Origin of the sequence: Roseomonas gilardii subsp. gilardii (genome assembly GCF_023078375.1) — a bacterium.
Classification (GTDB): domain Bacteria; phylum Pseudomonadota; class Alphaproteobacteria; order Acetobacterales; family Acetobacteraceae; genus Roseomonas; species Roseomonas gilardii.
This window is the reverse complement of record NZ_CP095554.1, coordinates 3,780,019-3,801,926: the sequence shown is the minus strand read 5'-3', so window position 1 is coordinate 3,801,926 and position 21,908 is coordinate 3,780,019. Positions and strand designations below refer to the sequence as shown.

At 72.4% G+C, this 21,908-nt stretch carries 17 protein-coding genes and 1 pseudogene; 10 read left to right on the top strand and 8 right to left on the bottom strand.

The window, feature by feature from the left end; genetic code table 11:
* Positions 1-400: 400 nt before the first annotated feature.
* From MVG78_RS17535 to MVG78_RS17520, 4 genes are all read left to right on the top strand, one after another.
* A complete protein-coding gene (locus tag MVG78_RS17535) occupies positions 401-1,123 on the top strand; it encodes a response regulator (RefSeq protein ID WP_247553997.1) in 723 nt (240 codons plus the stop codon).
* Positions 1,124-1,133: 10 nt separating this feature from the next.
* Complete coding sequence (locus MVG78_RS17530) at positions 1,134-2,603, top strand: ATP-binding protein (protein WP_247553995.1); 1,470 nt, start codon at positions 1,134-1,136, stop codon at positions 2,601-2,603.
* A gap of 330 nt (positions 2,604-2,933) precedes the next feature.
* Positions 2,934-3,992, top strand: coding sequence for a spore photoproduct lyase family protein (locus MVG78_RS17525; RefSeq protein WP_247553993.1), 1,059 nt, complete (start codon positions 2,934-2,936; stop codon positions 3,990-3,992).
* 77 nt (positions 3,993-4,069) lie between these two features.
* Positions 4,070-4,648 (top strand): YqaA family protein, encoded by a 579-nt coding sequence (locus MVG78_RS17520; RefSeq protein WP_027281352.1) that lies wholly within the window; start codon positions 4,070-4,072, stop codon positions 4,646-4,648.
* Positions 4,649-4,693: 45 nt separating this feature from the next.
* Here the strand turns inward: MVG78_RS17520 and bcp are convergent, their stop codons facing one another.
* The 3 genes and pseudogenes from bcp to MVG78_RS21620 form a co-directional block, all read right to left on the bottom strand.
* Positions 4,694-5,140 carry a thioredoxin-dependent thiol peroxidase gene (bcp, locus tag MVG78_RS17515; protein WP_247560493.1) on the bottom strand — a complete coding sequence of 149 codons (447 nt, stop codon included), beginning with the start codon at positions 5,138-5,140 and terminating at the stop codon, positions 4,694-4,696.
* 130 nt (positions 5,141-5,270) lie between these two features.
* Positions 5,271-7,601 (bottom strand): annotated as a pseudogene (locus MVG78_RS17510) (bifunctional [glutamine synthetase] adenylyltransferase/[glutamine synthetase]-adenylyl-L-tyrosine phosphorylase); the annotation flags it as partial.
* Positions 7,574-7,933, bottom strand: coding sequence for a hypothetical protein (locus MVG78_RS21620; RefSeq protein ID WP_282615072.1), 360 nt, complete (start codon positions 7,931-7,933; stop codon positions 7,574-7,576). The gene MVG78_RS21620 and the pseudogene MVG78_RS17510, both read right to left, overlap by 28 nt.
* Positions 7,934-8,192: 259 nt before the next feature.
* On the opposite strand from MVG78_RS21620, the gene MVG78_RS17505 reads away from it, so the two are divergent.
* The 3 genes from MVG78_RS17505 to MVG78_RS17495 are packed head-to-tail and all read left to right on the top strand — an operon-like array spanning position 8,193 to position 12,384.
* A complete protein-coding gene (locus MVG78_RS17505; protein WP_247553991.1) occupies positions 8,193-11,414 on the top strand; it encodes a YhdP family protein in 3,222 nt (1,073 codons plus the stop codon).
* Positions 11,372-12,157 (top strand): AsmA-like C-terminal region-containing protein, encoded by a 786-nt coding sequence (locus MVG78_RS17500; RefSeq protein ID WP_247553989.1) that lies wholly within the window; start codon positions 11,372-11,374, stop codon positions 12,155-12,157. The genes MVG78_RS17505 and MVG78_RS17500 overlap by 43 nt, the downstream gene beginning before the upstream one ends.
* 8 nt (positions 12,158-12,165) lie before the next feature.
* On the top strand, positions 12,166-12,384 hold the full coding sequence (locus MVG78_RS17495; protein WP_247553987.1) for a hypothetical protein: 219 nt from the start codon (positions 12,166-12,168) through the stop codon (positions 12,382-12,384).
* 114 nt (positions 12,385-12,498) lie between these two features.
* Here the strand turns inward: MVG78_RS17495 and tyrS are convergent, their stop codons facing one another.
* Positions 12,499-13,722 (bottom strand): tyrosine--tRNA ligase, encoded by a 1,224-nt coding sequence (tyrS, locus tag MVG78_RS17490; protein ID WP_247553976.1) that lies wholly within the window; start codon positions 13,720-13,722, stop codon positions 12,499-12,501.
* Between the two features lie 225 nt (positions 13,723-13,947).
* Between tyrS and MVG78_RS17485 the strand changes: the two genes are divergently transcribed.
* Entirely contained in the window at positions 13,948-15,357 is a 1,410-nt protein-coding gene (locus MVG78_RS17485) for a deoxyribodipyrimidine photo-lyase (RefSeq protein WP_247553974.1), read from the top strand.
* Positions 15,358-15,653: 296 nt separating this feature from the next.
* Here the strand turns inward: MVG78_RS17485 and mtnA are convergent, their stop codons facing one another.
* From mtnA to MVG78_RS17470, 3 genes are read right to left on the bottom strand one after another with little or no spacing between them, the layout of a single operon-like run.
* Complete coding sequence (gene mtnA / locus MVG78_RS17480) at positions 15,654-16,760, bottom strand: S-methyl-5-thioribose-1-phosphate isomerase (protein WP_247553972.1); 1,107 nt, start codon at positions 16,758-16,760, stop codon at positions 15,654-15,656.
* A gap of 48 nt (positions 16,761-16,808) precedes the next feature.
* Positions 16,809-17,330: a UPF0262 family protein gene (locus tag MVG78_RS17475; RefSeq protein ID WP_247553961.1), complete on the bottom strand. Its 522-nt coding sequence runs from the start codon at positions 17,328-17,330 to the stop codon at positions 16,809-16,811.
* Positions 17,320-17,877, bottom strand: a complete 558-nt coding sequence (locus MVG78_RS17470; protein ID WP_247553958.1) for a DUF983 domain-containing protein — start codon at positions 17,875-17,877, stop codon at positions 17,320-17,322. The genes MVG78_RS17475 and MVG78_RS17470 overlap by 11 nt, the downstream gene beginning before the upstream one ends.
* Positions 17,878-18,258: 381 nt before the next feature.
* Between MVG78_RS17470 and MVG78_RS17465 the strand changes: the two genes are divergently transcribed.
* The gene (locus MVG78_RS17465) at positions 18,259-19,392 is read left to right on the top strand and encodes a pyridoxal-phosphate dependent enzyme (RefSeq protein ID WP_247553956.1); all 1,134 of its coding nucleotides are present in this window, start codon (positions 18,259-18,261) and stop codon (positions 19,390-19,392) included.
* Between the two features lie 128 nt (positions 19,393-19,520).
* Positions 19,521-20,495 carry a Bug family tripartite tricarboxylate transporter substrate binding protein gene (locus MVG78_RS17460; protein ID WP_247553954.1) on the top strand — a complete coding sequence of 325 codons (975 nt, stop codon included), beginning with the start codon at positions 19,521-19,523 and terminating at the stop codon, positions 20,493-20,495.
* 50 nt (positions 20,496-20,545) lie between these two features.
* Here MVG78_RS17460 and MVG78_RS17455 read toward each other — a convergent pair whose 3' ends face one another.
* A complete protein-coding gene (locus MVG78_RS17455) occupies positions 20,546-21,868 on the bottom strand; it encodes an ABC transporter substrate-binding protein (protein WP_247553952.1) in 1,323 nt (440 codons plus the stop codon).
* Positions 21,869-21,908 lie beyond the last annotated feature (40 nt).

Genomic DNA, 21,908 nt, shown 5'->3' with positions numbered 1-21,908 from the left:
GGGAAGGGGTCGTCAGGGCTGCCGGTCCTGTTCCGGGGGATATCCGCCCCTGCCGGAAAACGCGCGCCCTGGAAAGCGGTGCCGCGCGCGGGGATGCGCATGCGGCCGCGATGGATCTGCGGACGCAGATGCCGAAGGGCGAGACCGTGGAACAGAACGGAACGGAGAAGAGGCGGCGGGGAGCCTGAGGGGGGAAGTGCGGCTCTCCCGCCGCCTGCTATCGCCACTGCCCCGTAAGGGGGGGAAGGGCAGCGGCGTATCCTGAAGATGGGCGCGGGGAGACGGAAACCCAAGTCATGATGCATGCGAAAGTGCAACGGCTGGCAACGGGCAGGCGCATTGCAACATATCGTTGCAAGAGATGCGGACGAATCCCGATAAGCCGGCTTATGTAACAGCCATGGAGCCTGCCCCTCACATCCTGATCGTCGATGACGATCGAGAGATCCGCGACCTTCTGTCCCGTTTCCTGGAGAAACAGGGGCTTCGCGTCACCGCCGCGCGGGAGGCGCGGGAGGCGCGGCGCGTCTGGCCGCTCGGCCGCTACCATCTGGTGATCCTGGACCTGATGCTGCCAGGGGAATCCGGGCTGGATTTCGCGCGCTGGCTGCGCAGCCAGTCCGATGTCCCGATCGTGATGCTCACCGCCATGGGGGAGGAGACGGACCGCATCGTGGGGCTGGAACTGGGGGCGGACGACTATGTCGCCAAGCCCTTCAACCCGCGCGAGTTGCTGGCCCGCATCCGCGCCGTGCTCCGCCGCGCCTCGGGCGAGGGGGCGGCGCCCAAGGACCCGCCGCCCAAGGCGATGCGCTTCGCCGGCTGGACGCTGGAACCCGCCCGCCGCCGCCTGCTCGACCCCTCCGGCACCGAGGTCTCGCTCACCGGCGGAGAGTACGAGTTGCTGACCGTGCTGGTGGAGCGGCCGAACCGCGTGCTGACGCGCGACATGCTGATGGACCTGCTGCGCGGGCGGCAGGCCGGGCCCTTCGACCGGGCGATCGACGTGGCGGTGTCCCGCCTGCGGCGCAAGCTGGAGGATGACGGGCGCAACCCCACGCTGATCAAGACCGTGCGCGGCGGCGGCTATGTGCTGGCAGCCAGCGTCGAGCGCGCGGCATGAGGCCCCGGAAGTGAGTCCCGGCCCGGCCGCCGGCCTTTCCAGCCCGTCCGCCGGGCCGCCCCACGCCACCTCCGTTCCTGGCAGTCCCTCCGGCAACCCCTCCGGTAGCGCGCCGGCGCAGGGGCGCGGCGTCTGGCACATCGGCTGGCTGCCGCGCTCGCTGGCGGCGCGCACGGCGATCTTCCTGCTACTGGCCCTGATGCTGGTGCAGGCGGCGGGCCTGCTGATCCATGCGCTGGACCGGGTGGACCTGCAGCGCTTCGTGGAGCGCCGGGAAATCTCTGGCCGGGCCATGGGGCTGTGGCGGACGCTGATCATCGCGCCGCCCGACCGGCGCGACATGATCGTGAACGAGGTGGACCTGCCCGAGGGCCTCACCGCCAGCCTGGACGACGCGCCCACCGCCCGGAACAGCCTCGCCACGCCCGGCGAGGACGTGCTCAGCCTCCTGCCGCCCGAGGCCATCCTGAACCTGCCGCCGCGCCTGCAACCGCGGGAGATGGTGGTGGGCACCGGCAAGGGCCAGGCGCTGCTGATCTCCCTGCGCCTGCCCAACAGCGACCTCTGGCTGAACCTGCGGCTGCGGGTGCCGCCGCCGCGGCCCTGGCACTCGCCCACCTTCCTGATCGCCTTCGGGGTGATGACGGTGGCCGCGGCGCTGCTGATCGTAGCGGCGACACGGCGCCTGATCCGGCCTGTGCGCGACCTGGCGCGGGCCGCCGAGGCGCTGGGGCGGGACGTGAACGCGCCACCCCTGCCGGAGACCGGGCCGCTGGAGGTCGCCACCGCCGCCCATGCCTTCAACACCATGGCCGAGCGCATCCGCCGCTTCGTCGGCGACCGCACGCAGATGCTGGCGGCCATCGGCCACGACCTGCGCACGCCGATCACCCGGCTGCGGCTGCGGGCCGAGTTCCTGGAGGATGACGAGCAGCGGCGGCGGATGCTGACCGACCTCGACGAGATGGAGGCCATGGTGAACGCCACCCTGGCCTTCGCGCGCGACGATGCGGCCGACGAACCCTCCGTGCCCCTCGACCTCGCGGCGCTCTGCCGCACCGTGCTGGATGAGGAAGCGGATGCGCGGCCGGAGGCGGAGGACGTGCTGGCCTATCAGGGGCCGCTGCGGCTGACGGTGCGCGGGCGCCCCATCGCGCTGAAGCGGGCGCTGACGAACCTCGTGAACAACGCGCTGAAATACGGCCATGCCGCCCGGCTCCGGCTGGAACCGCCCAGCGGCCGCCAGAACCCTGTGGTGCGGCTCTTCGTCGAGGATGACGGGCCCGGCGTGCCGGAGGAATCGCAGGAGGCGGTGTTCCAGCCCTTCCGCCGCCTGGAAACCAGCCGCAACCGGGAGACGGGCGGCACCGGCCTCGGCCTGCCCATTGCCCGCAACATCCTGCGCGCCCATGGCGGCGACGTGACGCTGGAAAACCGCGCCGAAGGCGGCCTGCGGGCGGTGGTGACGCTGCCGGTCTGAGCTGGGTGGGCGCCGCCCTCCGGGAGCAAGGCGCAGCCTTTCCCCCGGACCCGGTTCGTTGGTGCTGGCTGATGCCGGAGCGCGCCGCCAGCGCGGAGATGATGATTTTTCCTTTCGGGAGCCCCGCTGACCCACCTGCTCCCGAGGATCAGGCCGCAGGCCGACCTTGTCTCTGGCGCCAACGAAAGGCGGGGTCTGGGGAGATACCATCTCCCCAGCGGAGGGGGGCGGGGGGAGGCGGGCCTCCCCCGGGGTGGCCAGCAGTGCCTGGAAAACCGCTTGCGGAGCGCCGCCGCATCGCCACTTGCGGGGACCAAGGCGTGGAATGGCATGCTGCCCGGCTACCTACTCGATCCCCAAACCATCTTCCTGGAACCCGCCGTGCGAGAAGGCGGGAGAGGGCGCGAGATCCTGGCGCGCTTCCCGGAGGCGCGGCAGGTGGAGGTGGCCTCGCACCAGTCCATCCCGGAATTGCGGGAGGGGAGCGCGGAGGACTGGCTGGCCAGCAAGCGCGACGTGCTGGTGCTGGGCGTCAAGAAGACCCTGGTCTGCCGGCCCAACGGGCGCAGCGCCGATTTCATCGCACCCTCGGTCTCCAACGGCTGCGCCATGGCCTGCGCCTATTGCTACGTGGCGCGGCGCAAGGGCCATGCGAACCCGGTGACCGTCTTCACCAACATCGAGGCGATCACCGGCTTCATCGCCCGCCACGCTGCGCGGCAGGGCATGAAGCTGGAGCCCAACCAGGTGGATGCGCGCGACTGGGTCTATGACATCGGAGAGAATGGCGACCTGTCGGTGGATGCCTCGATCTCCGGCAACGTCCGCGACCTCGTGGCCCTGTTCCGCGGTCTGCCGAACGCCAAGGGCTCCTTCGCCACGAAATTCGTGAATCCGGCGATCCTGGACTACGACCCGCGCGGCCGGACGCGGGTGCGGATCTCCCTGATGCCGGACGCGCGGGCGCGGCTGCTGGATGTGCGGACCTCCCCGGTGGCGGAGCGGATCGGCTTCGCGGGCGAGCTGTTCCAGGCCGGCTACGAACTGCACCTGAACTTCTCGCCCGTGGTGGTGCATGAGGGCTGGGAGGCGGAATGGCGCGAGTTGTTCCGGCAGATCGACGGCCGGCTGCCGGAGGCGGCGAAGCAGGGGCTGGCGGCGGAGGTGATCATGCTGACCCACAGCGCCGGACTGCACGAGGTGAACCTCGCCTGGCATCCGAGGGCCGAGGAACTGCTCTGGCAGCCGCGCTGGCAGGAGGAGAAGCTGAGCCAGAACGGGGCGCGCAACCTGCGCTACCGGCATGGGGTGAAGGGGAGGCTGCTCCAGCGCTTCACCGCCATCCTGGGTGAGGTGATGCCCTATTGCCGCATCCGTTACGCTTTCTGAGAGCGCTGTCCATTTTTTAAGATGAATCCGCGATTTGTAACTTGCTTGTTGCATCGCGGCATGGGATGCCGCGGGTCATGCTCCGCGCCCTCTACAACTGGATCATCGCCCTTTCCGCGCATCCCCGGGCCCCGGCGGCCCTGGGGGCGGTGTCCTTCGCGGAAAGCAGCTTCTTCCCCATCCCGCCCGACGCCATGCTCATCCCCATGTGCCTGGCGCGGCCGGACCGGGCCTACCACTACGCCTTCATCTGCACCGTCACCTCGGTGATCGGCGGGCTGCTGGGCTATGCCATCGGCGCCTATCTCTTCGAGGCGGTGGCGCTGCCGGTGCTGGCCGCCTATGGCCATGCCGACGCGCTGCAGACCTTCGGCGCCTGGTTCGAACGCTGGGGCGCGGCGGTGATCCTGATCAAGGGGCTGACGCCGATCCCCTACAAGATCGTCACCATCGCCGCCGGCGCGGCGCATTTCTCGCTGCCGATCTTCTTCGTGTGCAGCGTCGTCACGCGCGGCGCACGCTTCTACATGCTGGCCTGGCTGCTGCGCGCCTATGGCCCGCCGGCGCGGGAGTTCATCGAGAAGCGGCTGAACCTGATCGCGGGCGCGACGGCCCTGGCGATCGTCGGCGGCGTGCTGGCGCTGCGCTACATCTGAGAGGCCGGGGAGGGGCTGCGCCGCTCCCCGTGCCGTGCCGGCGCCTCAGAGCTTCGCCGCAGCCTCGCGCACCAGGGCGGCGTGCTCGGCCGGCTTCACCTTGCGCCAGACCTGCGCGACCTTGCCGTCCGGGCCGATCAGGAAGCTCGTGCGCTCCATGCCCATGTACTTGCGCCCGTACATCGATTTCTCGACCCAGACCCCATAGCTCTCGGCCACCGCATGCTCGGCATCCGAGGCGAGCGGGAAGGTGAGGTTGTACTTCGCGGCGAATTTCTCGATCGCCTTCATCGGGTCGGGCGAGACACCGATCACCGTCAGCCCGAGCTTGCCCAGGGCGGGCAGGGCCTCCTGGATGCCGCAGGCCTGCTGGGTGCAGCCGGAGGTGTCGGCCTTCGGATAGAAGTAGAGCAGGAAGGGCTTCCCACCGAGGGCCGCCTTGCTGACCGTGCGGCCGCCGCTGGCCGGCATGGTGAAGGGCGGCGCGTCCATTCCCGCTTCGATCACGGCGTGGTCCTTTCCCGATGGGATGTGCCTCCGCCCGGTGGGGGAGGGGGCCGAGATGGCGCTCGAAGAGAGTCCGGACCGTCTCGGCGGTCCTCTGCATCTCCCCGCGCAGCGCGGCGAGGTCAACCGGAGCGGCGGAGTCGGCCGCGCCATCCGTCATGTAGGGCGTGCAGATGCGCAGCAGCGCCGTGCTGGCGGCGGGGGGCAGGGCCTCGGTCCGCGGCCGCCCGACGGTGAGGCGCAGCATGGCCTGGATGCTGCGCCAGAAGCGGTCGGCGCGGATCAGGGCGGCGGCATCCTCGGGCGGCAGCAGCCGCGCCTTGGCCAGCCGCGCCAGCGCCTCGCGCGTCGTCGTCGCCAGGATGCGCGGATGGCTGGCGGCATGGGCGCATTGCAGGGCCTGGGCGATGAACTCCACCTCCACCAGCCCGCCGCGCATGGCCTTCACATCCCAGGGCCCCTCGGGCGGCAGGTCGCGCAGCATCCGGGCGCGCATGTCGCGCGCATCGGAGAGGACCTTCGGCCCGGCATGCAGGGCCAGGGCCTGGCGCACGGTGGCGGCGATGCGTCGCCGCAGCGCCGGCGGCCCCGCCAGCGGGCGGGCGCGGGTGAGGGCCATGCGCTCCCAGCTCCAGGCCCCTTCGGTGTGGTAGCGCTCGAAGCCCGCCAGGCCGGTGGCCATGGGCCCCTTGTTGCCGGAAGGGCGCAGCCGCATGTCCACCTCGTAGAGCCGCCCCTCGGCCCCCGGGGCGGTGAGGGCGGCGATGAACTGCGCGGCGAGCCGGGCGAACCAGGTGGGGGCCGGCAGGCTCCGCGCCCCGCCGCTGCTGTCCTGCACCTCCGGCGGGTGGTCGTAGATCAGGATCAGGTCCAGGTCCGAGCCCGGCTGCATCTCCCGCCCGCCGAGCTTGCCCATGGCGACGACGGCCATGGAACCGCCGCGGATCCGGCCGTAGCGGGCCGAGAAATCGCGCACCACCTCCGGCAGCAGCGCGGCGATGGCGGCATCGGCGAGGTCGGCGCGCGCCAGCCCGGCGGCATCGGCGTCGATCAGCCCCTCCAGCGCATCGGCGTCGATCTCGAAACGCCCCTCGGTGACGAGGCGGCGGGCACCCTCCAGCACCTCCTCGTAGTGCCGCGCCGCGCCGACCAGGGCGGGCAGGGCGGCGGCGGCCGAGCCCGCGCCGCCGGACAGCAGCCCTTCCAGCGCCGAGGGATGGCGGGCGAGGTGGTCGGCCAGCGCCGGCGCGGCGCCCAGGATGCCGGCCACCCGTTCCAGCAGGTGCGGGTTGCGCAGGAAGAGGCTGAGCAACTGCACGCCGGTCGGCAGCTTTTCCAGTAGCGTGTCGAAGCGGGCCAGCGCCGCGTCGGGCTCGCGCTGCCGCGCGAAGGCGGCCAGGAGGGTCGGCATGAGGAGCGTCAGCAGCTCGCGCGCGCGCTCGCTGCGGGTGGCGCGGCGGTGGCCATGGTGCCAGCCGCGGATCATGGCGGAGATGCCGGCCGGGTTGGTGAAGCCCATCTCCCGCAGCGTGCGCGTGGTCTCCGGATCGTCCTCCGTGCCGGTGAAGACGAGGTTGCCGCCCTCGCCGCTCAGGTCGGGCGCGCTCTCGAACAGGCGTCCGTAGTGATGCGCCACGCGGTTGAAACAGGCGGTGAGCGCGGCGGAGAAGGCATCCAGGCTGCTGAAGCCGCTGAAGGCGGCGATGCGGCGCAACCCGTCCTCATCCTCCGGCAACCGGTGCGTCTGCCGGTCCGCCACCATCTGCAGGCGGTGCTCGATGGTCCGCAGGAAGGTATAGGCATCGGCCAGGTCCACCGCCGCGCGGCGGTCGAGCCGCCCGGCCCCGGCCAGGGCCGCCAGAGCGCCCAGGGTGGTCGGGTCGCGCAGGCTGGGGTCGCGCCCGCCCCAGATCAGCTCCAGCACCTGGACCGTGAACTCGATCTCGCGGATGCCGCCACGGCCGAGCTTCACGTCATGGCCCGCGACCGCTATTTCGGTCCCCGCCCCACGATGGCCGTGCGTCGCGTGGATCTGCCGCTTGATGGAATGGATGTCCGCGATCATCGCGAAATCCAGGTGCCGCCGCCACACGAAGGGACGGATCTCATCCAGGAAGCTCTGACCCAGCACCTTGTCCCCGGCCACCGGACGGGCCTTGGTCATCGCCGCCCTTTCCCAGTTCTGCCCCATGCTGCCGTAATAGGAGACGGAGGCCGGGATGCTGACCGCGAGCGGCTGAGCGGCGCCGTCGGGGCGCAGGCGGAGATCGGTGCGGAAGACATAGCCTTCCTCGGTGCGCTCCTCCATCAGCTTCACCAGGTCGCGGGCGAAGCGCACGGCGACGGACTGGGCGCGGTCCTGCTCCGGCATCGCCTCCGGGTCGAAGAGGATCATCAGGTCCACGTCGGAGGAGTAGTTCAGCTCCCGCGCGCCGAGCTTGCCCATGCCGAGCACGGTGATGCCGGCGCCGCGCCCGTTGCGGGCCGGGCGAAGCTCCCGCGCGCCGCCGCCTCGCGCAGCAATTGGTTGGTCGCCGCCTCCAGCGTCGTGTCGGCGAGGCGGGACAGCGCCTCCGTCACCTGGTCGAGTCCCCAGAGCCCGGCGAGGTCGGCGGCGGCCACGATCAGCGCGCCCTGACGCTTGGCCCGGCGCAGCGCGGCGCCGAGCTGGGCGCGCCCGGCATCGGGCAGGACGCGGCCCACCGGGTCGAGCGCCGTGTCCAGCGCCGCCTCCGGCCCGCGCTCAGCCATGCGCAGCAGGGTCTGCGCCTCCCGCAGCGCGAGGTCGGACAGGAAAGGGCTGTTGCCGCCGAGCGCGGCGAGCAGGGCCTGGCCCTCGCCGGTGGCATAGGCACGTTCCGCCGCCCCGCGTTCCGCGAAGCTGGCGATCAGCCGTTCCGCCGCCGCCGGATCGAAGGGGGCGGGGGGCGTTTCATCCCGGGCGTTGTCATCGGCCTTTCGTCCCGTGACGCGGCGGAGCGGTCAAGTCACGACGGTTCCGGCGGGCGATGCCGCCGACCCCGCGGCACGGGCGGAGATGCCCGGCCCCCGCCCGGGGCGCCGGATGCGCCGGGCCCTGGGGCGGCTGATCCGGCGGGGGCTGCTTCCGGCGCTGGTGTCGCTGACCCATGCGGCGATGACGCTGGCGGCGGCGGGCGGGCTGGTGGCCTGCGCCCTGCTCTGGCGGCTGCAGGCGGGGCCGCTGCCCGTGCCGATGCTGGCCACGGCGCTGGAGCAACTGGCCTCGGGCGACGGGATGGACCTGCGGATCGGCGGCGCCGCCCTGAGCTGGCTGCCGCCGGTCGACTCGGCGGGCTCGCCGGCGCTGTCGCTGCGGCTCTACGGGCTGCAACTGCCGGATGCCTCGGGCAAGGCGCGGCTGGATCTGCCGGAGATCGGAGCGCAGATTCCGGCGCGGAACCTCCTGCTCCGGGGCGCCTATGTGCCCGAGACGCTGACGGTGGACGGTCCCCTGCTGGTGCTGGAGGTGGGGCCGGACGGGCTGCCGAACCTGCCCCGGGCGAGGAACGGGGCGAGCTCCAGCCGGGACGGGCGCGGCGCGGCGGCCGGGGAAGGCTCGCGTGGGCCGGCGCGGCCCCTGCCGGACGAGAACCCGCTGCAATACCTGTTGCGCCGGAGCGGCGCGCGCGACCGGCTGGCGGCGCTGCACGAGGTACGGGTGAACGCGGCCCGGCTGGAGGTGCGCGACCATGACGGCGCCCTGCGAGCGGTGATGCAGGGCGGCGACCTGCTGCTGCGCCGCGACCGTCAGGGGGAGAATATGGGCTTCCGGGGCGGTGGCAGCCTGCGGGTCGGGGCCGCAGAGGGCAGCCTGCGCTTCTTCGGCCACATCGGGGCGGCGCCCGCCACGCTGGAGCTGCGCGCCTCGCTGCCCGCGATGCGCCCGGCCGAGATCGCGGCGGAACTGCCGGTGCTGGCGCCGCTGGCCGGGCTGGACGCGCCGGTCGCGCTGGAGGCACGGCTCCGCTACAGCCGCGACGGGGTCCGGGGGCAGCTCGACATGCGGGCGGGCGCCGGGGTGCTCGCCCTGCCGGAAGGGGGGCGGGCGGTGATCGGCGGCGGCCCGGATGCGGCGACCCTCTCCCTGCGGCTGGATGGCGTGGATGCCGAGCGCCGCCCCTGGGGTCATGTCGAGATCGGGCTCCGGCAGGGCGAACTGGAGATGCCGGGCCTTGGGAAGGTGCGGGTGGGCGCCGCCATGCCCGAGCCGGGAGCGCCAGGGCCGGGAGCGCCAGGGCCGGGAGCGCCAGGGCCGGTGGCAGCCGGAAGCACGGCACCGGCGCCCCCTGCCCCCGCCATGGCCGCGATGCCGGCGCTGCGGCTCTCGGCGAGCCTCGGGGAACCCGATGCGCGGGGGCGGTCCTCCGGCGAGGCCGAGGTGACGCTGGGGCGCGTGGCCCTGAGCGCCGCGACCGGGGAGCGGGTGTCCTTCGGTGCGGCGCCATCCCCGCCTCCCGGCCGGGCGGCCCCGGTCCCAGCTCCGGTCCCAGCTCCGGCCCCGGGCGCGGCGCGTTCAGGTGCGGCGGGGGGCGTCAAGGCCCCGGACCAGGGCGCGAAACCCGGGGGCGCTGGCGGCTCCTCCCCGCCCGCCGCCCCGGCCCCAACGCCGGTGGCCGGGGCGGAAAGCAGGATCGCGCTGCACTTCTCGGGCCTCGACCTGCTGCAATGGAACATACCCGACGCCGGGTTGGACCTGCATCTGGGCGCCGGGCAGGTGGCGCAGCCGGACGGCACGCGCATCGGCTTCCGCGGCATCGAGGCGGCGCTGCAGGCCGGGCCGGATCGCGTGACGCTGCAACGCTTCCGTCTCGCCCTGGCCGAAGGAGCCGGGGCACGCGGCATCGCGCCGGTGGCCAGCGCGCAGGGCGAGGCACAGCACCACGCCGAGGGCTGGCGCTGGCGGCTCGGCCTGGGGGTGGACCGGACCTTCCTGCCCGACCTGGCGCTCTACTGGCCCGCCTCGGTGGCGCCGGGCGGGCGTTCCTGGATCGTGGAGAACCTGACCGCCGGCACGGCGCGGGACGGGCACTGGGAGTTCGGCGGCCTGCTGCCGGCGAATGGCGGCGTGCCGAAGCTGGAAACGATGACCGGCCTGCTGACGGTGGAGGACGCGACGGTGCACTGGCTGCGCCCCGTCCCGCCGGTGGAGCATGTGAGCGGCACGATACGCTTCCTGTCCCCGGCGGAGATCCTGGTGGAAGGGCAGGGTGGGCGGCAGCAGGGCACCGCGCTCTCCGCCTCGGAGGTGCGGGTCCGGCTCTACGACCTCGATATCGGCCAGGAGAAGACGGAGATCTCGGGCCGCGTCACCGGGCCGCTGAACGACATGCTCCGGGTGGTGGACCATCCGCGCCTGCACCTGTTGCAGACCGTGCCGGTCGATCTGTCGCGGGCGGGCGGCAAGGCGAATGTCACGATGCGCCTTGCCTTCCCGCTGTTGGCCGACCTGCCGGTGGAGCGCATCGCCGTGGCGGTGAAGGGGCAGGTGACGGATGCGGCCCTGCCGGATCTGCTGCTCGACCAGTCGCTGCGGCGGGGCCGGGCCACGCTGGACCTGACCGAGGCGGGGATGCGCCTCGACGGCACCGCCGATCTCGGCCCGCTGCGCGCGGCGCGGATGGGGATGCAGGTGGATTTCCGCGACGGCCCGCCGGGGCAACTGGTGGTGAAGGGGCAGGTCGAAGGTCCGGCGGAACTGGCGGCGCTGCGCGGCACGCGGCTGGACATCCTGGGCGACCGGATCGGCGGCCAGGCCACCGTCAGTGCCCAGTTCGAGCAGCGGCGCGGCGCCGATACGCAGGTGGAGGCGAAGGCGGATCTCGCCCAGGCGCGGCTTTCCCTGGCGCCGCTCAACTGGCGCAAGGCGCCCGGCCTGGCGGCGCGGGCGGAGATGTCCATGCGCCTGCGCGACGGCGGGCTGCGCGGCATCGAGGGGCTGCGGATCGAGGCGCCGGACCTGATGCTGCGCGGCGCGGCGGAATTCGCGCCCGGTTCCCGGATCACCCGGCTGACCCTGGCCGAAGGGCGGGCCGGGGCCTCGCGCGTGAGCGGCGAGCTGGGCTTCCCCGAAGGGCCGGACGGGCTCTGGCGGATCGTGGTGCGCGGCCCGGTGCTGGACCTGCGCGGCGCCGATCCGGATTTCCTGAGCGGGTCCGGAGACAAGGAGGGGGGAAGGATGCGCCGGAGCGCAGCGCCTTGCCGGGCTTCGATGCCGAGATCGCGCTGGGGCAGGTGCTGACCTCGGACGGCCCCTTCGAGCGGGTCGAGGCCCGGATCCGGCACGATGCGCAGGGTGTGCTGCGGCAGATGCAGGCCTCCGGCCGCTTCGGCGGGCAGGAGGCCTTCGCCGCCAGGGTCACCCCACGGGCCGGCGGCGGGCGGGACCTGTCGGTGCGGGTGGCGGATCTGGGGCTGCTGCTGCGGCTCACCGGCACGACGGGGGATGTCCAGGATGGCCGGCTGCGGGTCCAGGGGCACTGGGCCGCCGACACGCCGGCCTCGCCACTGCTGGGCGAGGCGGAACTGGAGAATTTCGGCCTGCGCGGGAGAGCGCGGCTGGGCAAGCTGCTGCAGGCGCTCTCCCTCTACGGCATCCCGGAGGCGCTGACCGGGCCGGGACTGCGCGTGAGCCGCCTGCACGCCCCCTTCGCCCTGACGCGGGAAGCACTGGGGCTGGAGGATGTGCGGCTCAACTCGGCCTCGCTCGGCGCCACCGCCAAGGGGCGGGTGATGCGCCGGGACGGGCGGCTGGAACTGGAGGGGACGATCGTGCCGTCCTATCTGCTGAACATCCTGGCCGGGCGGCTGCCCCTGGTCGGGCGGCTGTTCAGCGCCGAGCCGGGCGGCGGGCTGCTGGCCGCGACCTTCCGTGCCACCGGCACGCTGAGCGACCCGCAGATCACCGTGAACCCGCTCTCCATGCTGGCGCCGGGGATGCTGCGGAACCTGTTCGGCAGCGATGCGCCGCCCCGGGAGCGTTGATCCGGGCGGTGGCTCATCCTCCCCACCCGATCCGCAATGAGCAGGTCAAACTGACCGCCGCCTGGCTGAACTCCATCGCCAGCAGCCCCATGCTGGTCGGGACCGTGGCACCCGTGGCGGCGATGCTCCACGGTACGGCCACCCCCAAGGGCGGCATTCTCTTTCTGTTCTCGGGGATCGGCCTGCATTTCCAGGCACGACGCCAGATGAAGGAGCCGAGGGAATGAACTGGAGCGAGAGCCTGCTGCTCAGCCTTTCGGCCGCGGGGCTGGCCGCGGCCTTCCTGACGGGCATGTACCTGCGCGGCCGCTAGGCGGCCACCTTCTCCGGCACCAGCCTGGTCAGCCTGCCCGCACCAGCGCGTGCTTCTTGCGCCCGGCGGAAAGCTTGGCGGTGCCGTCGCGCAGGTCGGCCTCGGTGACCTGGCGGGTCTCGTCGCCCACCGGCTGGTCGTTCAGGCGGACGCCGCCGCCGCGCACCAGGCGGCGCGCCTCGCCCTTGCTGGCGACGAAGCCGGCGGCCACCAGCAGGTCCAGCACCGTGGCGGGCAGCGGGGCGGCGACCGTGGGCAGGTCCTCGGCCAGGGTGCCGGCCTCGAAGGTGGCGCGGGCGGTCTCCGCGGCCGCCTCCGCCGCCGCGCGGCCGTGCAGGATCGCGGTGGCCTCGGTGGCCAGGATCTTCTTGGCCTCGTTCACCTCCGCGCCTTCCAGCGCACCGAGGCGGCGGACCTCCGCCATCGGCAGGTCGGTGAAAAGGGCCAGGAAGCGCGCCACGTCGGCATCCTCGGTGTTGCGCCAGAACTGCCAGTAGTCATAGGGCGAGAGCCGGTCGGCATTCAGCCAGACGGCGCCGGCGGCGGTCTTGCCCATCTTCGCGCCGGAGGCGGTGGTGAGCAGGATCGTGGTCACGCCGAAGGCTTCCTTGCCCGCGACGCGGCGGACGAGGTCGGTGCCCATGATGATGTTGCCCCACTGGTCGCGCCCGCCGAGCTGCAGGCCGACGCCGTGGCGGCGGTTCAGCTCCAGGAAGTCGTAGCTCTGGAGCAGCATGTAGTTGAATTCGAGGAAGGTGAGCGGCTGGTCGCGGTCCAGGCGCAGCTTCACGCTGTCCATGGTCAGCATGCGGTTGACCGAGAAGTGCCGCCCCACGTCGCGCAGGAAGGGGATGTATTCCAGCTTGCCGAGCCACTCGTTGTTGTCGAGCTCGATGGCATCGGCCGGGCCGTCGCCGAAGGTGAGGAAGCTTTCGAAGACGCGGCGGATGCCCGCCTTGTTCTGCGCGATGACCTCGTCGGAGAGGAGCTGCCGCGCCTCGTCCTTGCCGGACGGGTCGCCGATGCGCGTGGTGCCGCCGCCCATCAGCACGACGGGCTTGTGGCCGCAGCGCTGCAGCAGCCGCAGCAGCATGATCGGCAGCAGATGGCCGACATGCAGGCTGTCCGCCGTCAGGTCGAAACCCACATAGCTCGGCAGCGGCCCAGCCTTCAGCCGCGCGGCGAGGGCATCCTCGTCGGTGACCTGGTGGATGAAGCCGCGCTCGCGCGCCGCATGCAGGAAATCGTCCATCTGGCGGGGTTCCGCAGTGAAGTGTGCCGGTCGGTGGGCCGGGCGTTAGCACAGTGACACCATGCTGCGAAGAACGGGACTGTCGGGAACGGAAGCCGTGGATCACCGGACCGCGTGGCGGCCTCTGCGCCGCGCCCTGGCCATGCGCCTGCCTCCGCCCGCCTGCCTTGCCGGTTTCCCGGGCGGCCACAGATATCCGGGCGGAGATCGGGGGAGGACGGGGGCTTGGCATCCGGGATCGAGGAAGGGCGCGTCACGGTGCTGAACGGGGCGGGGCCGGCGACTGCGCCCGCCACCGGGGGCCGGTACGTGCTCTGCCTGCTGCAGCAGGCCAACCGGTCGCGCTTCAACCCGGCGCTGGAGCTGGCGGTGGAGGAGGCGAACCGGCTGGGCCTGCCGGTGGTCGCCTGCTTCGGGCTGCTCGATGGCTCCAACGGCTTCCCCGAGGCGAATGCCCGGCACTATGCCTTCCTGCTGGAGGGGCTGGCCGATGCGGCGGAAGGGCTGGCGAAGCGCGGCATCGGCTTCGTGATCCGCAAGGCATCCCCGGCGGAGATCGCGGCCGACCTGTCGCGGGAGGCGGCGCTGCTGGTGCTGGACCGTGGCTACCTCGCCATCCAGAAGCGCTGGTATGCCGAGATCCGCGGGGCCGTGACGATCCGCACCCTCCAGGTCGAAGGCGATGTGGTGGTGCCGGTGGAGATCGCCTCCGACCATCACGAGCATGCCGCCCGCACCCTGCGGCCCAGGCTCCTGCGGCGGATGGAGGATTTCCTGCACCCTCTGCCGGCGCGGAAGGTCCGGCACAGCGCCGCGGGACTGCGGCTGCCGGGGCTGGACATCGCCGACCCGCGCGCCGTGCTCGACGGCATGGCGCTGGACCGCGGCGTGGCGCCGGTGCGCCGCTTCCGCGGTGGGGAGACGGAGGCGAGGCGGCGCCTGCGGGCCTGGCTGGCCGGCCCTTTCACCCGGTACGGCACCGGGCGCGGCCGGCCCGAGGCGGCGGCGGCCTCGCAGATGAGCCCCTACCTGCATTTCGGGCAGATCTCGCCGGTGGAGATCGTCCTCGCCATCCGCGCGGCGCGGAAAGGCAGCGAGGAGGACCGGGCGGCCTATCTGGAGGAGCTGGTGGTCCGCCGCGAACTGGCGATGAACCATGTGCACTATACGGCGCATTACGACCGCTATGGGCATGCCGTGCCGGAATGGGCGCGCAGGACGCTCGCCGCCGCCAGCGCGGACCCGCGCACGCATCATTACAGCGAGCGGGAACTCGCCGAAGGGCGGACGCACGACCATGCCTGGAATGTCGCGATGGCCGAGATGCGGGAGACCGGCTACATGCACAACCATCTGCGCATGTACTGGGGCAAGAAGATCCTCGAATGGTCGCCCAGCCCCGAGGAAGGCTTCGCGCGGACGCTGCGCCTGAACAACCGCTACTTCCTCGACGGGCGGGACCCCAATTCCTTCACCAACGTCGCGTGGGTCTATGGGCTGCACGACCGGCCCTGGGCGAAACGGGCCATCTTCGGCACCGTGCGTTACCAGAGCGAGAATTCGCTGCGGAAGATCGACGCGAAAGCCTACGAGGCCGCGGTGAACCGGCTCTGCGAGGCCGAGCGGCAGGGCTGATCCGGCCGGCGGCTTCCCCGGGCGCCGCACCTTGATCCCGGCCCCCCTCCGCGCTTCCCAAAAAGAAAACAGCGCCGTGCCTGCGCTGGTCGCGTCCGCAGTCGCCGGAGAGCCAGGCTCTCCGGCACGGTCCGGTCGCCGCGAAGAGCCGGTGAATGGCAGGTCCAGGGTCAACCTATCCGTTGACCGGGTTCCTGGCGGATGGGGGGCAGGGCGGAGCCTTCCCCCCGGGCCACAGCCGCAATGCCGGAGCCCCGGCAGGCCGGAGGAGGCCGACCGGCCCAGAGGGAGGGGCCTCAGCGACGCTCGGGATAGAGCGCCGCGAGGCCCTCGGCGCTGGCCTCGCAGCGGCCGCGCTCGGTGATCAGCCCGGTGACGAGGCGCGCGGGCGTCACGTCGAAGGCCGGGTTGGCCGCGCCGCTGCCCTCGGCGGCGACGCGCACCGTGACCAGCGATCCGTCCGGGGCGCGGCCGGTGACATCGGTGACCTCGGCGGCGGAGCGTTCCTCGATCGGGATCTCCTTCACGCCGTCGGCCACGCGCGGGTCATAGGTCGAATGCGGCAGGGCGACCCAGAAGGGCACGCCGTTGTCCTTCGCGGCCAGGGCCTTGAGATAGGTGCCGATCTTGTTCGCCACGTCGCCGTTGCGGGTGACGCGGTCGGTGCCGACGATGACGATATCGACCTGCCCGTGCTGCATCAGGTGCCCGCCGGCATTGTCGGAGACCACGGTATGCGGCACGCCATGGGCGCCCAGTTCCCAGGCGGTCAGCGCGGCGCCCTGGTTGCGCGGGCGGGTCTCGTCCACCCAGACATGGACCTTCATGCCCTCGTCATGCGCCTGATAGATGGGCGACAGGGCGGTGCCGTAATCCACCGTGGCGATCCAGCCGGCATTGCAGTGGGTGAGCACGTTCACCGGCTCGCCGCCCCGGCCCTCGGCCCGCTTGCGGGCGGCGATGTCGCGCAGCAGTTCCAGCCCGTGCTCGCCGATGCGGCGGTTGGTCTCCACATCGTCGTCGCAGATGGCCTTGGCCTCGGCATAGGCGGCCTCGGCGCGGCGCCCGGGTGGCTGGTTGCGCAGCGCCTCCAGCATCCGCTCCAGCGCCCAGCGCAGGTTGATCGCCGTCGGGCGGGTCTCGCCCAGCATGGCGGCCACCCGTTCCAGGTTCTCCGTGGAGGGGTCGCGGCGAAGGGCCAGGGCCAGGCCATAGGCGGCGGTGGCGCCGATCAGCGGCGCGCCACGCGTCTGCATGGAGCGGATGGCATGGGCCACCTGCTCCTCATCGGTCAGGCGGAGGGTCTCCACCGCCCAGGGGAGCTTGGTCTGGTCGAAGATGCGGACGGACCAGCCATCCTCATCCACCCAGATGCTGCGATAGGGAACACCGGCGATCTTCATGGGGGCGGCATATGGCCCATGATGACGCCGGGACCCATGAAATTTCGGCTACACGCGGCTGTGCAGGGCGCAGACCAGGGTGAAGAGCAGGCGCGCCGTCACGAGGTCCACCGCGACCTTGCCCTCCAGCCGCTCCCGCAGCAGGCCGGCGCCTTCGTCATGCAGCCCGCGACGGCCCATGTCGATGGCCTGGATACGGGCATCGTGGCTGTCCTGAGTGACCGCCTCCTCATGCGCCTGGACGACCATCAGGTAGTCCTTGATCAGCCGGCGGAAAGGACTGAGCGACAGGGCGAAGCCGTGCAGGGGCGCGCCGTTGGGGCCGCGGATATCCAGCCAGAGCCGGTTCTCCCGCAGGTCCAGGTGCAGGCCATAGGGACCGGGCGGCAGGCCGGGCGGGTCGAAGCGGTTCCCGGCCAGCAGGTCGGCCACCGCCTGGGCGCGGTCGGCCTCGGCATAGGGGCTGTGCGGCGTCAGCCCTTCCGGCAGCTCGATGCGGACCAGGCGCTGGCTTTCGGCCTGCGACGCCTCGGTGACATGGCCCATCGGGGCCCCGCCGTCAGACATCATGCCGTCCACCTCGGATATGGTCCTGGTTCTCCAGGGGAATGTCCTCGGCCCCGCCGAAGCCCAGCTTGAGCATCAGGCCCACCGTGGCCCCCTTCACCGGCCGCAGCAGCAGCGTCGTCACGATGGCGAAGAGCGGCAGCCAGAGCGCCATGTGGAACCACATCGGCGGCTGGTAGGCTTTCTCCACCCAGAAGACCGGCGGCAGCAGCAGGTGGCCGACGATGAAGATGGTGAAATAGGGTGGGGCATCGTCCGCATGGATGCGCCCCAGCGGCGTGCCGCAATGCCCGCAGGCCGGCGCCACGGCCAGGAAGCCCTGGAAGACGCGGCCTTCGCCGCAGACCGGGCAGCGGTTCCGGAGCCCGCGCCCCATCGCCGTCAGCAGGGAAGGCAGGGCAGGCGCCCCGGCCGGCGCGTCCGGCGGCCCCCGCCGCGGGCTCCAGCGCGCCTCCGGAAGGGGGCCATGGGATGCCCCGGCCTCCACGGGAGCGGTGGCCGGCCTGTGGATGGTCAGGGCCTCGCCGCCCGCATGGGAAATCTGCGTCATGTCCGCGTTGTCTCCGACGTTCCTGCCCATTTGCCCGGGGCTTTCATGCCCCTTGTCTTCGGGGGTCGTACTTGTGCGATGCAACATCGGCCTGCCCGATGACGAAACGCAAGACAGTCGCCCGCTTGTGAACAAAGCTTGGCACAGTGCAACAAATGCGGTCTCGCCCGTGCCGCATCAACCCATGGCCTGGCTTCTCCCGCCATTGCAGACCGTCATGTGGCGCAGATCTGCACCGGCCGGGAAGCCGCCGGGAAGCCGCAGTGGGGGATGGTGCCGGGAAGCGGCGCGGCGGGATAGCCCTGACGGAACCAGGGCCGGGAAGGCAGGGAGCATGTCCGTCGATTCCAGCCTGGGGTGACCGCGGGCTAGGCTGGCGGCATGACCGCGTCCGCTTCTCTTCGCTGCCTCGTCAATCCCCGCCCCGGCATACCGGGCCTCGTGACCCTGCCCGAAGGAGGCTGGCGGCGGGCCAGGGCCACCATCACGGCCTGGGCGGACTATGCCCCGGCGCCCCTGATCGGACTCCCCGATCTGGCGGCGGCACATGGGCTCGCGACCCTGCACTGGAAGGATGAGGAGCGGCGCGCCGGCACGGGTGGCGCCGAGGCGCCCGGCGCCGCCTATGCGGCGCAGCGGCTGCTCTCGGCGGAACTGGCCCGGCGTGGCGTGGCGCGGGCGGCGGAGGCGGCGGAGCTGGAATCCGGGCGGCTCGCGGAGGCGACGCGGGGCATGACCCTGGCCAGCGGCCCGGATGCCGCTTTCGCCCTGGCCGTGGGCGCGGCGGCCCGCCGTTTCCATGCCCGCTGCGTGGCCCTCCTGCCGCCGGGAGGCCCGGATGGCTGGAGTGAGGCGCTGGCGCGGCAGGGCGCGGAGATCCGGGAATGGCCGGGCGGAAGCGTGGTGAGCGCGGCAGGGGAGGCCGTCCGGCGAGCGGAGGCGGAAGGCTGGCTCTTCCTGTCGGACCGCTCCTGGCCGGGCCAGACCGAGGCGGCGCGCGACGTGATGCAGGGCTGCCGCCTCGCGGCGGAGGAAGCCCTTTCCGGCCTGCCCGGGCCGCCCAGCCATGTCTTCGTCCCCGGCGGCAGCGGCGCCCTGGCCACGGCGGTCGCGGTCCAGTCGCGCCGCCTGGGTGGGGCCGCGCCGAGGCTGGTCGTGGTGGAGGCGGAGGGCAGGGGCGGGCTGATGGCGGAGGCCGCCCGTTCCTGGACCACTTCCGGGGAAGGGCGGGGCGGGGCGAAGGAGAGCATGGCGCTGCTGGCCTGGGGGGAACTGGAACGGTCGGCTTTCGCCTGCCTCGCCGTCCCGCCGGAGGCGGCGGCCGAGGCCGGGCGCAGACTGCCCGCCCGCAGTGGTGGGGCGATCCAGGCCGGGGAGCGCGGCGGGGTGGTGCTGGCGGGGCTGCTGCTGGCGGCGCGCGATCCGGTGGTGCGGCCGGCTCTGGGCCTCGATGCCGGGAGCCGTGTCCTGGCCTTCGGTGCCGGTGCGCCCCTCGCCGGGGTCGCGATGGACTGACCGCCGGTGCCCGCCCGCGGAGCAGCTTTCCTGTCAGTCAGATTGACGTTTCTTCATGGTTGACGCGTAATCTGTCCGGATCGGATCCCGCGCCCGGAGCCGGGACGGATGATATTCTGGAGGAACGAATGAGGCGTCGTACCCTGGCGGGGGCTGCCCTCGCGACCCTTGCCGCTCCCGCCGCGCTGCGTGCCCAAGGAAGCTGGCCCAGCCAGCCGGTCCGCCTCGTGGTGCCCTTCGCCGCCGGTGGACCGACCGACATCCCGGCCCGGCTGATCGCGGACGAGTTGTCGAAGCAACTGCCGCAGCGGGTGGTGGTGGAGAACCGCACCGGGGCGGGCGTCGTGGTGGGCTCGGACGTGGTGGCCAAGGCGCCGAAGGACGGTTCGGTCTTCCTCTATACCACCATCGCCCATGCCACGCTGCGGGCGATCTTCGCCAAGCTGCCCTTCGACCCGATCGCGGATTTCGCGCCCGTCACCATGACCGGCGTGATCCCGATGCTGATGATGGTGAACAAGGACCTGCCGGCGAAGACGCTGCCGGAGTTCATCGCCCTGGCGAAGGCCAATCCGGGCAAGTTCGACTATGCCAGCACCGGCGCGGGCGCGGCGCTGCATCTGGCGAGCGAGCTGTTCCTGAAGCAGGCCGGCGGGCTGAAGGTGAACCACGTGCCCTATCGCGGCTCCGCCGCCGCGATGCCGGACCTGCTGAACGGTACGGTGGCGATGATGCTGGACGTGGCCAACAACGCGCTGCCCTTCGTGCAGCGGGGCGAGGTGCGCGGCCTGGCCGTCTCCTCCTCCAGGCGCCTGCCGCAACTGCCCGACCTGCCGACCTTCTCCGAGGCCGGGGTGCCGGGCTACGAGGCCTATACCTGGCACATGGTCTTCGCCCCCGCCGGCACGCCGCCCGCCATCATCCAGGCGATGAACGAGGCGACCAACAAGGTCATGGCCATGGAATCCGTGCAGAAGCGCCTGTCGGACCTGACCATGGAAACCCGCTCCAACTTCACGCCCGAGGCGACCGGCGATTTCCTGAAGACCGAGATCGCCAAATGGGAGCCGATCATCAAGGAAGCCGGGATCACGGCGGGATAGGGCGTTTCCGGTCCGCGGGCGGGACAAGGTGCCACCCCCGCGAAACCCATTCAGGGCGGCGCGGTCCGCACCGCGCCGAGGCTACCCCGCAGCGTGGCTGCTGCCGCCGAGGCCGGGGCCACCGTCACCAGCCTTCCATCCTGCCATTGCGCCAGCAGCGGGCGGGCGCGGGTGTTCTGGCCGCTCTCGTCGAAACGGGCACCCCAGCCGGTGACGGCCTTGCCCTCCGGCAGGTCGGTGGCGAGCACGGCGGCGCGGAGGCGCTCCTTCTCGGCGCTGCCGGCGCGGCCCAGCGCTTCCAGGAAGATCGTGGCCCCGGCATAGCTGGCGAGGCTGTGGCCGGAACGCGGTTCGGCCCCGTATTTGCGCTTATAGGCCTCGGCGAAGAGGCCGGCGCCGGGGGCGGCGGCCTCGTTCGTGGCGAAGGGAGTGACATCGACATTCATCACCCCCTCGATCTCATGCCCCAGGCTGCGGGCCGTGTCGCTGAGGCTGTAGGCACCGCCGGCGCCGATCACCATGCGCGGCTGCCAGCGTGCCTCCCGCATGGCGCGGAAGAAGGGCACGACATCGCCGGGATAGGCGCTGTGCAGCACCACCTCGGCCCGCGCCGTGCGGAGCTGGCCAAGCAGCGTGCCGAGATCCGTGGTGCGGGAGGGAAAGGACAGGCGGGCCGCCAGCGGGATGCCACGCGCGCGCAGCCGGTCCTCCTGGGCGGCGGCGACGCTCTGCCCATAGGGGCCGTCCTCCGCCAGGATGGCGATGCGCAGGGCCTTGGGGTCGGCCTTCCAGAGAGGGGCGAGCCGGTCGGCCACGGCATCCACCGAGACGTGGCCGAACTCCGTGGCGCGCGGGCAACTGCGGAAGACATAGCGGGCGCCGCGCCCGGTCAGCGCGTCGGCGATGGCGCACAGCTCGAAATAGGGCGTGCCCTGTGCCTCGGTGAGCTGGGAGGCGGCCAGGGCCAGGGCGGAGATGGCGGTGCCGAAGACGCAGGCGACCCGGCCTTCCCCGGAGGTCAGGCGGCGGGCCTCGCTCACCGCCTGGGTCTGGTCCGAGGCATCGCCGCGCAGCAGCCGGATCTGGCGCCCGGCGAGGCCGCCGGACTCGTTTCGCTCGTCCGCCGCCAGTTCCAGCCCGCGATAGGCCTCGTCGCCCATCAGCGCGAAGGGGCCGGTGAAGGGGAAGAGGGCGCCCAGGCGCCATTCCCCCGCCGTGGCGGCGGGCGGCGTGGCCTGGCCCGTGCCGCTCGCGGCCGGAGCGCCGCCCGCGCCACTGCCCGCGCCCGGGCTCTGCCCCCGGGCGGCCTGGGTGCCGGGCAAAAGGAGGGCGGCGAGGCCCGCCAGCAGAGGGCGGCGCGCGGCAGGAAGCATCGGAAGGGGAATCTGGCCCGGCTGGAGGAAAATCCGGCGG